10 protein-coding genes are annotated in these 12,949 nt (G+C 34.3%); 2 read left to right on the forward strand and 8 right to left on the reverse strand.

Annotated features, from left to right (window positions below; all coding sequences use genetic code 11):
* Positions 1 to 107: 107 nt before the first annotated feature.
* Positions 108 to 764: an HAD family hydrolase gene (locus B4N66_RS08715; protein ID WP_291094015.1), complete on the forward strand. Its 657-nt coding sequence runs from the start codon at positions 108 to 110 to the stop codon at positions 762 to 764.
* A 40-nt stretch (positions 765 to 804) separates the two neighbouring features.
* Here B4N66_RS08715 and B4N66_RS08720 read toward each other — a convergent pair whose 3' ends face one another.
* Genes B4N66_RS08720 through B4N66_RS08740 form a run of 5 tightly spaced genes read right to left on the reverse strand, consistent with a single transcriptional unit; the run spans position 805 to position 5,104 of the window.
* Positions 805 to 1,068 carry a hypothetical protein gene (locus tag B4N66_RS08720; RefSeq protein ID WP_291094017.1) on the reverse strand — a complete coding sequence of 88 codons (264 nt, stop codon included), beginning with the start codon at positions 1,066 to 1,068 and terminating at the stop codon, positions 805 to 807.
* 56 nt (positions 1,069 to 1,124) lie between these two features.
* Entirely contained in the window at positions 1,125 to 2,588 is a 1,464-nt protein-coding gene (locus B4N66_RS08725) for a cryptochrome/deoxyribodipyrimidine photo-lyase family protein (protein ID WP_291094018.1), read from the reverse strand.
* Between the two features lie 17 nt (positions 2,589 to 2,605).
* Positions 2,606 to 3,892 (reverse strand): cryptochrome/photolyase family protein, encoded by a 1,287-nt coding sequence (locus B4N66_RS08730; protein ID WP_291094019.1) that lies wholly within the window; start codon positions 3,890 to 3,892, stop codon positions 2,606 to 2,608.
* 42 nt (positions 3,893 to 3,934) lie between these two features.
* Positions 3,935 to 4,633, reverse strand: coding sequence for an SDR family NAD(P)-dependent oxidoreductase (locus B4N66_RS08735; RefSeq protein WP_291094021.1), 699 nt, complete (start codon positions 4,631 to 4,633; stop codon positions 3,935 to 3,937).
* Positions 4,634 to 4,636: 3 nt separating this feature from the next.
* On the reverse strand, positions 4,637 to 5,104 hold the full coding sequence (locus B4N66_RS08740) for an SRPBCC family protein (RefSeq protein WP_291094022.1): 468 nt from the start codon (positions 5,102 to 5,104) through the stop codon (positions 4,637 to 4,639).
* Positions 5,105 to 5,243: 139 nt separating this feature from the next.
* On the opposite strand from B4N66_RS08740, the gene B4N66_RS08745 reads away from it, so the two are divergent.
* Positions 5,244 to 6,095, forward strand: a complete 852-nt coding sequence (locus B4N66_RS08745; protein WP_291094023.1) for a DUF2911 domain-containing protein — start codon at positions 5,244 to 5,246, stop codon at positions 6,093 to 6,095.
* 67 nt (positions 6,096 to 6,162) lie between these two features.
* Here B4N66_RS08745 and B4N66_RS08750 read toward each other — a convergent pair whose 3' ends face one another.
* The 3 genes from B4N66_RS08750 to B4N66_RS08760 all read right to left on the reverse strand — a co-directional run bounded on the left by B4N66_RS08750 (position 6,163) and on the right by B4N66_RS08760 (position 12,907).
* Entirely contained in the window at positions 6,163 to 8,574 is a 2,412-nt protein-coding gene (locus tag B4N66_RS08750) for a TonB-dependent receptor (protein ID WP_291094024.1), read from the reverse strand.
* A 7-nt stretch (positions 8,575 to 8,581) separates the two neighbouring features.
* Positions 8,582 to 10,288 carry a sodium:solute symporter gene (locus tag B4N66_RS08755; protein WP_291094025.1) on the reverse strand — a complete coding sequence of 569 codons (1,707 nt, stop codon included), beginning with the start codon at positions 10,286 to 10,288 and terminating at the stop codon, positions 8,582 to 8,584.
* Positions 10,289 to 10,402: 114 nt separating this feature from the next.
* Positions 10,403 to 12,907, reverse strand: coding sequence for a PIG-L family deacetylase (locus B4N66_RS08760; protein ID WP_291094026.1), 2,505 nt, complete (start codon positions 12,905 to 12,907; stop codon positions 10,403 to 10,405).
* Positions 12,908 to 12,949: the final 42 nt, after the last annotated feature.

Raw genomic sequence — 12,949 nt, forward strand, 5'->3', positions numbered from 1 at the left:
ATTTAATTGCGTTTACTAAGCAAACAAAATCTCTTAAAATCCGCGTTTAGCTTCAGCTAATCAAAAAAATCCGCGTTCCTTTTTTAAATTTAAACTCAGCAATCCTAATGATACAAACCGTAATTTTCGATATGGATGGCGTAATCGTTGACACCGAACCGGTGCATCATTTTGCGTATGTTCAACATTTTAAACAATTAAACATTGACGTTTCACCTGAAATGTATGCTTCCTTTACAGGTAATTCCACCAAAAATATCTACGAACGTTTGAAAACGATTTATGATTTAAAGGAAGACGTTCAAACTTTAGTAGAAACTAAAAGAAATTTATTTAATGATGCATTTGATCAAAAGGAAGATTTGTATTTATTGGATGGAGTAGAAGATTTAATCAAAGAATTATATCAAAACGGAATGCAATTGATTTTGGCTTCATCTTCAGCCAATGTAACTATCCAACGTATTTTTAATCGATTTATGTTGGATAAATACTTCGCACACAAAGTTTCAGGTGAAGATTTTCCAAAATCGAAACCACATCCTGCTATTTTTCTGAAAGCAGCCGAATTAGCCCAAACAGCCGTTGAAAATTGCATTGTGATTGAAGATAGTACTAACGGAATTTTAGCAGCCAAATCCGCCGGAATATATTGTGTTGGCTACGATAGTTTTCACTCTAAACTACAAGATTATTCATCAGCCGATAAAGTCATCAGTCATTTTAATGAATTGAGTTTTGAGTCGATAAGAAACATCAAATAAATAAAAAATTCCCCTTTTTTGAAGGGGAATTTGATAAAATTTAGTCTTTAATTTCCAATTTTGCATCTTTGTCAGAAACATCAATTGTGGTTTTATTATCACCATCTTTAGTGTTGATTTTAACACCATCTTTTCCAATTTCTAACGAAGTTCCGTCTTGTTCAACTGGCTCAGCTGGAGCTGGAGCAGGAGTTTCAGAAGGTTGTTCAATGATGATTGTATCTGCAGGTTGTTCTTCTTTTTTACCACAAGAAATTAAAAATAAAGTTGTGAAAACAGAAGCAAGAATTACATTTTTGTTCATAATATTTAGTTTTTATTTTTGGTAAGGTAGTGAATTTAACTGACAGATACTATAAATTAACGTTTAGCATCTCTATCAGATAAAGTATGCTTATTAATTATTCGATTACTATCTTTTTTAACTTCACTATTCTTTCGCATCGACCAAAAGAATTCACTAGAAAATCTTCTTGCTTCCTCCAAATTAACAGTAGGAAAAGGATAATCTGCCCCAATTTCAAAATCATATAACATTTGTTCAATTGGAGTTAGCTTCCAAGGTTCATGAATAAATTCAATTGGAATAGAATTTAATTCAGGCACCCATTTTTTAATGAAAATCCCTTCCGGATCGTGTTCATACGAGTTTTTCACAGGATTATAAACTCGCAAAGTGTTGATTCCCGTGACTCCCGCCTGCATTTGAATTTGTGGATAATGAATACCCGGTTCAAAATCAAGAAATTGCTGTGCGAGGTGCGGACTACAATTTTGCCACGGTTGAAATAAATGATGTGTGTAGAACGAAACCACCAAAGCACGCATTCTAAAATTTAAATAACCGGTTGTGTTTAAGCATCGCATACAAGCATCTACGAGAGGAACCCCGGTTTTTCCTTCTGCCCAGGCTTGGTGAAATTCTGGAATTACGGTTTGATTGAGATTTCGATAACCTTTATTCACAGCGATGAATTCCATATGGCATTCCATTTCAAATTTCTGAATAAAATGAGCCTGCCATCGTAAACGCGAAGCAAAATTATCAATCTGACGAACGTTTTTTTTATGATCTCTAAATTTCAAAGCCAATTGACAAACTTGTCGAATAGAAATATTTCCCCATGCAATGTAGGGTGAAATTCGACTGCAACTGTGTCTTCCTAATTCCGGTTTGGAAATGTGTTTACTGTAATTAACCACTCTTTCTTCCAAAAATGATTTTAAATACCGCATTCCGGTTGTTGTTCCTCCTTTTTGAAAAGGTGTATCTTTTGGAGTTGCTAATGAAACAGATTTGAAAGTTGAACTTAGCTTTTTAAAGTTATCAATAGTAAGAAATGAATTTAATTTTGGCTTAAATGGAAACTGTGGTAAATCCATAAATTCAACCCAATCGTCTTTCCAAGTTTTTCGGTTGGATAAGCCTCGTTTTACGCCGTTCGTAATGTATTCGTTCCAAACAATTTTATTCCTCTTACAAAGAGTGGCAACCGCTTTATCACGATCAAAAGTGAGTTTAATTCCGGTTTCTTGATAGGAAAATAGGGTTGATATGGATTGAGTTTGATAGATTTTTTCAAACGCTTCAACTGCTTCGCTTTCAATAATTAAAATTTGTGTTTGATAGGGTTTCAATTGAGTTTGAAGTTCTTCCAATGACTGTTTAATAAAATCAAAATGACGTTTACTGTAGTGATGATCTTTGAACAGAGAAGGTTCAAAAATGTAGAGTAGAAGGGTAGGTTCATTCGATTCTAAAGCTCGAAAGAGAGCTTCGTTATCGAATAATCGCAAATCTCTTTTGAACCAAACCACATTCATTTTTACTTATTTTGTAATTATCCGACTGCTTCTTTGTACACTTTCAAACAACGTTCTCTCGCTTCTTTATGGTCAACTATGGGTTTCGGATAATCAAAACTTTCTACTTCCGGCACCCATTTTTTGATGTATTTTAAATCTTTATCAAACTTCTTAATTTGCTCAGTCGGATTAAAAATTCTGAAGTACGGAGCAGCATCCACACCCGAACCGGCTGCCCATTGCCAATTTCCAACATTACTCGCTTGTTCATAATCAAACAATTTTTGAGCAAAATAGGTTTCGCCCCAACGCCAATCAATTAATAAGTGTTTGCATAAAAAACTGGCAACGACCATTCGAACGCGGTTGTGCATATGACCGGTCGCGTTGAGTTCACGCATTCCGGCATCTACCATTGGGTAGCCGGTTTTACCTTCGCACCACTTTTTAAAGTCCTCTTCGTTGTTGTTCCATTCAATTCGATCGTATTTTTCTTTAAAACTTTTGCTGATGGTGTGTGGAAAGTGCCACAGAATTTGCATAAAAAATTCACGCCAAATAAGCTCGTTCCAAAAGGTTTCGTTTTTGTTTTCGATGGCTTTTGCAATCATTTTTCGGATAGAAACAGCTCCAAATCGAAGATAAGCTCCCAACATCGAAGTGCCATTTACAGCTGGAAAATTTCGAGTAGCTTCATAATTTGAAATTAATTTATCTGAAATATCAAATGATGAGACTTTAATTTTAGAAGACTCAAACCCGATATCCTTTAAACTCAAAAAAGGGTAGGAGTGATTTACAATTTTATCTAACTTTTGTTCAGAATCGTAATGAACTAACTGAATCATTTTGAACTTCTCTTTCCATTTTTTTGAGTACGGAGTATAAACCACATAAGGCAAACCATCGTCTTTTACCACTTCACTTTTTTCGAAGATTACTTGATCTTTACTGGTTTTAAACTCAATTTCATTCTCCTTAAATAACTGAAACATTTCTTTGTCTCTTTTGCGAGCATACGGTTCATAATCATGATTAGTGTAAACCGTTGAAATTTTATTTTCCGAAATTAATTTTTGAAAAATATCAATTGGTTTTCCATAAAATACAGCTAATGATTTACCTTTTTCTTCTAATTGCTTTTGAATTTTAGAAACTAATTCGTGAATAAAAGTCACCCGAGCATCATCTTTTGGTAATTGAGAAAGAATAAATTCATCAAAAATAAAAATGGGAAGTACTTCTTCCTTAATATTTAAAGCATGAAAAAGACCGATGTTATCATCTAAACGTAAATCTCTTCGGAACCAGAAAATAGTCATAAGTTGGGTAATGGGTTAATGGTAATGGGTAATAGGTCAAAGTTAACCATTTACAAGCAAAGTTGACATTCCACCATCAACATGGAAAATCTGTCCTGAAATCCAACTACTTTTATCACTCAAAAGAAAAGTAGCCATTTGAGCCAAATCAACGGCTGTGCCAAATCGCTTGAGTGGATGACGTTCTGCTGATTTTTCTCGTTTCACATCATTATTTAAAAATTTATCTGCAAGCGGTGTATCCGTTAAGGAAGGTGCAATCACGTTGACTCTAATTTTAGGAGTGTATTCTGCGGCAAGAGCTTTTGCAAACCCTTCAATGGCTCCTTTAGCGGCGGCAACACTGGTGTGAAAAGGCATTCCCATACTCGCAGCCACACTACTGAAAAGCACAATACTAGCTTGATTGGAAGCCGATAAGTTTGGTAAAATTGTCTGAATGACTTTTACCATACTAATAAAATTAATATGCATATCTGCTTCAAAAGTTTCCGGTTTGATGCCTTTGAACGGTCGTAAATTGATACTTCCAGGGCAATAAACTAATCCATCAATAACTTCGGGAAGTTTAGATGTATCTAATATATCTTTCGATGCATCAAATGAAATATGAACTACATTCAACTCATCACTATTTTCAAATGTTCTTGAAGCAATATAAACTTTACATTCAAATTGTAATTCTTTTGCGATGGCATATCCAATTCCATACGAACCACCTATTAATAAGATATTTTTCATTTTTTATCCTTTAAATTCTCCAAAAAGTTCAATTAATTTTTTCTGACGATAATCAAATATTTCCTTCAGTTTTGGTTTAACCAATATCGGATGAACCAATTGACCTAGAATTCCCACTGGAAGTTTATAGTCCACAATGTCTTCCATTTCAACTCCGCCCGGAATTTCTTTTAAAAAGTGTTTGTGATGCCACAATGAATAAGGACCAAATCGTTGTTCATCTACAAAATATTCCTTGTCGCGAACGTGCGTAATTTCGGTTACCCATTTTGTTGGAATGCCCAAAACCGGTGTCACAATATACTGTATAATTTGTCCGGGAAACATTGGTTTTTCTGCCCCACTCAAGATATTAAATCCCATATAAGTAGGAGTAATAGTTTTTAAATTCTTTGGACTTGACAAAAATTCCCAAGCTTCATCAATAGAAATGGGAAGATTTTGTTTGGTGTGTAATGTATATATTTTCATATAATTTTTTTGTAAAGATAATTATTGTTTATTATTTTGAACAAAAAGTTAAACAAAATATTTTCGATTTATACTTTCTTTAACAGTTTCTGCCAATTGGAAACTGTAAATTTGAAGAATTAACTAAACTTATTTAATTATGAAAAAAATAGTACTAGTAGCGGTATTTTTTGTTGCTTCTTTCACTTTATCAGCTCAAGTAAAAACTCCGGCAGCAAGTCCGAGAGCTAATTTTGAGCAAACAGTTGGATTAACCGATATTGAAATTGATTACAGCCGTCCGAGTGCAAAAGGCAGAGCAATTTTTGGTGACTTAGTTCCGTTCGGAAAAATTTGGAGAACAGGAGCCAACCAGAATTCAATGATTACTTTTAGTGATGATGTTACGGTTGACGGAAAAACGTTGAAAAAAGGTAAATATGCACTTTTTGTTACGCCAAAAGCTGATAACTGGGAAGTGATTTTCTACACAAACACAGAAAACTGGGGAACACCTGAAAAATTTGAAGAGTCTAAAGTGGCCGCTCGTGTAAATGTGAAACCGGAAACGTTGAATCGTCACGTAGAAACTTTCACTATTTCATTGAATAATGTGGATAACGATTTTGCTCATCTAGAGTTTGCTTGGGAAAAAACGGTTGCTGCAGTAAAAATTGAAGTACCGACCAAGAAAACAGCGATGGCAAATATTGAAAAAGTATTAGCCGGACCTGCTGCTAGTGATTATTTTGCCTCAGCACAATATTATTATCAATCAAATGGTGATATCAAAAAAGCTTTGGAATATGTGAACAAAGCAACTGAAATGACTGCGGAAAAAGGAACACCATTTTGGTATAACCGTTTAAAATCTCTTATTCAAGCGAAAGCCGGAGACAAAAAAGGTGCAATTGAAACAGCAAAAGTCTCTTTAGAAGCAGCTGAAAAAGAGGGTAATGCAGATTATGTTAAAATGAACAAAGACAGCATTGCTGAGTGGAGTAAAAAATAATCTTACTTTTTTATAAATTGAAAATCCTATCATTTCGTGTGATAGGATTTTTTTTATTTCTAATAGTTTAAAACGAAGTACGAACCGCTAAAATTAGATTTCTTCCTGCGGCAGTAATTCCGGAGGAATAAGGTCGATACCGTTGATCTGTAATATTTTCAATTCCCCCGGAAAAAGACCAGGTTTCATTGAGTTTATATACTGATTTGAGGTTTAATGTGTACCAACTCGGCACATACGGATTTCCATTGGCATCGGCAGCATATAAATATTCTTTTTCAACTTCTGAAGGAGCTAAATCTTCTGCATTAATTTTGGAATTATAAACCAGTAATAAATCAGTTGTCCATTTATTGGTTTTAAAACTCAAGCGAGTATCTCCAAAAAATGGAGCTGCGTGTCGTAAAGGAGCAGTATCACCATTGTCTAATTCTTCTTCCCCTTTGGTCCAATTTGCGTTAGTTCTCCAATTTAAATTGGCTAAAAGTTCGACATTTAATCCTGCTTGAATTCCATACACATTGGCTTTTGCAGCATTTTGAATGGCTTGAATATTACTTACTTCTCCTTGAAATTCGATAGTACTTTCTCCGTTTAATGTGAAATTTCTTCGCACTAGAGCATCTATCACATGCGTGTAAAATCCGGTTACATCAAATGAAATTGATTTACCTATTTTTTGTTGAATGCCAATTTCAGCATTATACGCATATTCATATTCTAAATTTGGATTGGGAACTACTAAATTTCCGGGCGTACTCTCATAAATTTTTCCCACGTCATCCACATTCGGTGAACGAAAGGCTGTTCCGACGTTAAAAAATAAAGCTGTATTTTTTGCTGCCAAATATGTAAAACCCACACTTCCTGTAAAAGCACTCGTATTTATTTTAGTTTCATCAAACGGATAATCTACAAAGGTTTTGTCAAACGTTGCATCCAACCAAATTTGATTAAATCGTATTCCGGATTGAAAAGTGAATTTATCAGACAATTTATTTTCATATTGCAAATAAGCCGCCAACGATTGCCATTTTGAACCATCGGGATAACGGGAAGGTGCATTTTGTTGTTCACGGCTTTCAATGTTTCTTTGAAATCCGGTTGAGTTTACATTATTCAAAATATATTCTAAACCGTAGGAGATTCTGTTTTTTGAACCAAATTTTTTAATAAAGTCAAAGTTAACAGAGTAGGCATCAACATTTTCAATATTGCTATATCTAGTTAGTCCATTCAAGTTTCTGTTATGACGACTTTCTTCAAATTGTTGAAAACCAGCATTAAACTGAGCTTTATCAAACCATTTATTCCCTTTTGTAAAATTAATTTTTAGATGATGCATCGTCCATTCTTGCGGACCATAGTACCATTCTGCAAAGCGAAGATTGCCGTTTCTTCGTCTTAATAATTGATCGTAGCGATTAAAATCGGAAGTAGTTGAATAGTGATAAGCATACGTAAATTTCCAAAATTCATTGGGTTGATAAGCTACTTTTTGTATGAAATTGATTTGATTGTAACCGGAAGCTACTTGCATTTCACGGTTGTCATTTGTGATAATTTCATCCACACCGTCAATGGTTTGCACATAATCTGGTCGAGTATAGGCATCCGGTCCGTGATTTCCCATTCTTAAATCTTCAAAATCACTAAATGATGCCGAAGTGACAAAAGCCCATTTTTTGGAAGAAACATTCAAATCAAAATGTAATGTTTTTTCGTTATTGGCAGACGACCATCGGCTCATAACATTTCCAAAATAATATTGATTCTTATTGGGTGTGAATTCAGGTTCTAAAGTATAAAAATTCATAACTCCACCAATGGCATCGCTACCATAAATAACAGTTCCGGGTCCAAGAATGACCTCGGTATTTTGAATAGAATTAGCATCAATTGAAATGATATTTTGCACATTTCCACTTCTAAAAATGGCGTTATTCATTCTTATCCCATCCACATTAATTAAAACTCTATTGGTTGCAAAGCCACGAATCATTGGACTTCCACCTCCAAGTTGGCTTTTTTGAACAAATACTTTTCCGGTGTTCGTTAACAAATCGGCTGTGGTTTGCGGGTTGGCTAAAATTATGTCTTTTGGTTTGAATGTAACGATGGAATTCGGTACACTTTTTTTGGATTCTTCCCACTTTGAAGCGGATAAAACTACTTCGTTAAGCGATGTGCTTTCCGGAGTTAAAAAGAGTTTAAATCCTAGTCTTTCAATCTGATTATAACTTAATGTCAATGTTTCATAGCCTAACATGCGGATATAGATTTTCTTTACATCTTTAAATTCAGTAAGATTAACAATCCCCATTTGATTAGTAACTGCTGAAAGTTTGGGTTGATTGGAATTAAATGTAACGGCTTCTAGGCTTTCACCTGAAACTTCATCTTTAACGGTTACTTCTTGGGCAAATAATCCAAATGAAAACAACTGGATTAATATAAATCCAAGTAAATTTTTATGCATAACAATCTTAGTTAAGTTTAGGCTTTGATAAAACCTGAATAAAAAAGGACAATCCAATGGTAAGTGCTGCTCCAATTGCATTAAGCCATAAATATCCCAATATTTCTTTTCCGGATGGATAAATATGAATGCATTGGTAATAAATCACAAAAATGACTAACTGACTAATTACACCACCATAAAAAATTGCATTTCCTTTAATAAATTTAATAAAGAATGCCACAAGAAATATGCCAAGAATGGTTCCGTAGAACACAGAACCAATGATATTGACTAATTGAATAAGATTTTCTACTAAAGTTCCGAAACAAGCAAAAAGAATAGCAATTGCTCCCCAAAGGAAAGTGAAAAATTTTGAAGCTAGAACAAAATGTTTATCTGATTTTTCACCTTTTATGTTCCGTTTATAAATATCGATTACGGTTGTGGATGAAAGAGCATTGAGTTCTGAAGCTGTTGACGACATGGCTGCTGAAAGAATAACTGCCAACAATAATCCCACTAATCCGGTTGGTAGATAATGCAGAATAAAATGAATAAACACATAATCTTTGTCGTTCGATTCTTGATTTAGACTTTTAATGATTGTTTTTGCTTCTTCTTTTAATAATTTTTCCTTTTCGTATAATCCAATCATTCTTTTTCGCAACGTTGGATTGTCAACATCAATGTTTAACTGATTGGCATAGGTGAGTGTTATAATTTTCTTTTCCTCATGAATTTCTTCCAGTTCCAGTTGCAAAGCTTTGTATTCTTCGGCATAAATTGATTTTTCAACCGCAATTTGACTCGTTGGATTAAAATTTAGCGGCACTTTATTGAACTGAAAAAACACAAAAACCATTACTCCGGTAAGCAGAATAAAAAACTGCATCGGCACTTTCAGAAATCCGTTGAAAATAAGTCCGAGTTGACTTTCGCGAACAGATTTTCCTGAAAGATACCGTTGCACTTGCGATTGATCGGTTCCAAAATAGGAGAGAGCCAAAAATAATCCACCGGTGATTCCGCTCCAAAATGTGTAGCGGCTGTTAGGATTAACAGAAAAATCAAGAATATTCATTTTTTCATTCACACCTGCAATTTGAAGAGCGTTGCTGAAAGAAACTTCTTCAGGTAAATAACTTAAAATTAAATAAAAAGCAATGAACATTCCAGACATAATGATGAACATTTGTTGCTTTTGGGTCACATTCACGGCTTTTGTTCCGCCGGAAACGGTGTAAATAATCACTAAAATACCAATAATGAAATTGAGTAAATTTAGATTCCATCCCAAAATGGAAGATAAAATAATGGCCGGAGCATAAATCGTAATTCCTGCTGCCAAACCTCTTTGAATTAAAAAAAGACCCGCTGCTAAACTTCTGGTTTTTAAGTCGAATCTATTTTCTAAAAATTCATAAGCTGTATAAACATTGAGTTTATGATATATTGGTATAAAAAATATGCAGATAATTACCATAGCTATTGGCAATCCGAAGTAGAATTGCACAAACCCCATTCCATCATGAAAAGCTTGGCCGGGTGTAGAAAGAAAAGTAATCGCACTGGCTTGCGTTGCCATCACTGAAATTCCAATTGTCCACCATTTGGTTTCGTTATTTCCTAAAATATAATCTTTTACATTTTCGCTACCTTTTGTTTTCCATGCACCATAGACTACAATAAAAAGTAGCGTAAAAACGAGTATGAACCAATCGAGTGTTTGCATGGATTAGGAAAAATAAGTCTTAATAAAGTAAAACAAAATGATGTATAAAGCATTAGCAACTAACACCCAAATGTAAATGCTTTTTATGGCTATTTTTTTTTTCTCTTCCATGTACTAATTTGTTTTGGTTCCGATAGAAATCATGTTTGCAAACAAGCGATACGCTCCTGAAACACCTGCCGGAAGTTCTCTAAAGAAGCTCAAACCGGTGTAAATATAATATCCTTTTCCGTATTGAGCCACTAAAAGACCTCCGTTTTTTGGATCTTCACCTTTGTCGTTAGATGAGAGAATAGGGGTGAAGGTTGCGTCCCATTCGTTTGGATAATACAAACCTTGCTCTTGAACCCATCCTTTAAAATCGTTGGAAGTGATTTTGTTAGGAAAGTTTAAAATTTTATGATTTGGAGACAAGAAACGAACCTCTGCATCTTCTTCTGTCACTCTGTCTCTTGATAATTTTAGTGAAAATGGAGCTAATTCTTTTACAGTAAGTTTTCCTGTTGTATTATATTGCACAATCATTGTATTGCCGGTTTTGACAAAATCGAATAATAATTGTTGTTTGAATGATAATTCGTCTACTGTATTGTAAGCTCTAATTCCCATTACAACGACTTGAAAGTTTTGAAGATTTTCAAGTGTGATTTCTTCAGGTTTTAAAATCGTAACTTCATATCCCATTTGCGAAAGATAAAGCGGAACTTCATCGCCGGCTCCCATGATGTAAGCTATTTTTTCATTTTTGATGATGATATCTAACTTGCTGAATTTGGCTTCAGAATTTGCTAAAACTTGTTGTTGAGCAATGTGTTCGTATTGAATGTTGATTTGCTCTTTGTCTAATTTTTCGCCATCTACAACCAAATAACTTGTCGCTGTGATTTCAGCAGAATTTTTGGGAGGAGTGACTTCAAAATAAACCGTTGTTTCTCCACCTTTTTTGTTGATTTGGAATGGAATGGATTCGGGTGATACTTTCCAACCTTGAGCAACTGTAAGAAATGCATTTCCACTTACATCATCTTTTCCGGCTTTGATTTTTACACCAACCGATTTATTTTTTTCAGAATTAAAGATTTTTACTTTATCTAAAATCGATGAAGTTGCTACCGGTACAACATCAAATGGTTTGTAAACTTCGCCTTTTACTTCATCATTATATTTGTAAATTACTTCTCGTTCAAAAGGAATTACAGTCCCATTAATTTCCACCAAAAAAGTAACCGAAATTGTTCTAATGATATCTGGTATTCCAATATTTTCTTGATTAGAAACGGCATACATTCCAACAGTTACTTGTTCTTTTAACCAATAGGGAGCAGTGTATTCCTGATTTTTATCAAGATTGAGCTCCACATCGATATACTGCGGTTGATTGTTTGTTAAAGGTGTAGTTGTAAAAGTTGTAATTGATGACGGTGAAGTGTTAATACCATTCAAAACCATTTGCTGATTACTGCGGTTAATGGCTTCAATTCTAACTTTTAATGTGCTTCCAGGAGTTGAACTTTGTGCTTCGGCAATAGCTTCTAAAAATAATCCGGCACATCCGGAGATGATTTTTTTTATTTCTTCGGTTTTGATCTTTTTCCAATGTTCGTCATCCAATTTTTGAATTAAGGAATAAGCTTCAATTAACTTTGGAATGCTCGCTGATGGATTTCTGAAATCAAAATCTTTTTCAATTTGAGTCACTAATTTTCCAATTTCTGCTCCTCCTTTTACACGATTCCAAGATGTATCAATTCCTTCAAAAATATTTTTATTGTCTTTGGCTGCTTCACCTTTAATAAGTTCTAAATATTCAATTTCATCACCTCTTGAACCGGTGCTTCCGAATCCTTGTGATTGGTGGCGACTTCGGCTGAGAGCGGCAATTTCCTGATTTGATTTTCCAAAAGAAGGATAATAGACACCCATGTCAAAATTATTCAACTTGCTTTTGTCGGCTTTATCAAATTTTTCTTTCCCACCATAAAACCACCATGAAGTATTGAAAAACAATCTTTTAGGTTGCCAAGTAGAAGTAAATTTTAATTGATTTGGATAAACTTTTGGATCATTTGTTTGATCAAAAAGCTCAATCGAAAGCATTGCAGAAGAAGTGTGATGACCGTGTGTTGTTCTGGGTGAACGGTGGTCAAAACGATTAATGATAACATCCGGTTTAAATTTTCGGATGATGTAGATCATATCTTCAAGGACTTCATTTTTATTCCAAATTTTAAGGGTTTCATCAGGTACTTTTGAAAAACCAAAATCATTAGCACGAGTAAAAAATTGCTCCCCGCCGTCTATTTTTCTGGCTTCTAATAATTCTTGGGTTCTAATTACGCCTAATAATTCACGTAATTCTGTTCCGATAAGATTCTGACCACCATCCCCTCGAGTAATAGATAAATAACCAGTTCTGGCTTTTACATGATTAGCCATGTAGGAAATTAATCGCGTATTTTCGTCATCCGGATGAGCAGCAACATATAATACAGAACCTAAAAAATTAAGTTTTTGAATCTGATGATAGATTTCCACCGAAGACGGTTTTTGCGGCTGTTGAGCCAATAAAGTTGAAGCAAAAAGTAATAATAAAAGTATAAAGTATTTTTTTAACCCCATTGAATGCACAGTTTTTCAGTAAAAGTCAAATATAGTGAATTA

The sequence above is a fragment of the Flavobacterium sp. UBA2787 genome (assembly GCA_002352205.1).
Lineage (GTDB): Bacteria > Bacteroidota > Bacteroidia > Flavobacteriales > Flavobacteriaceae > Flavobacterium.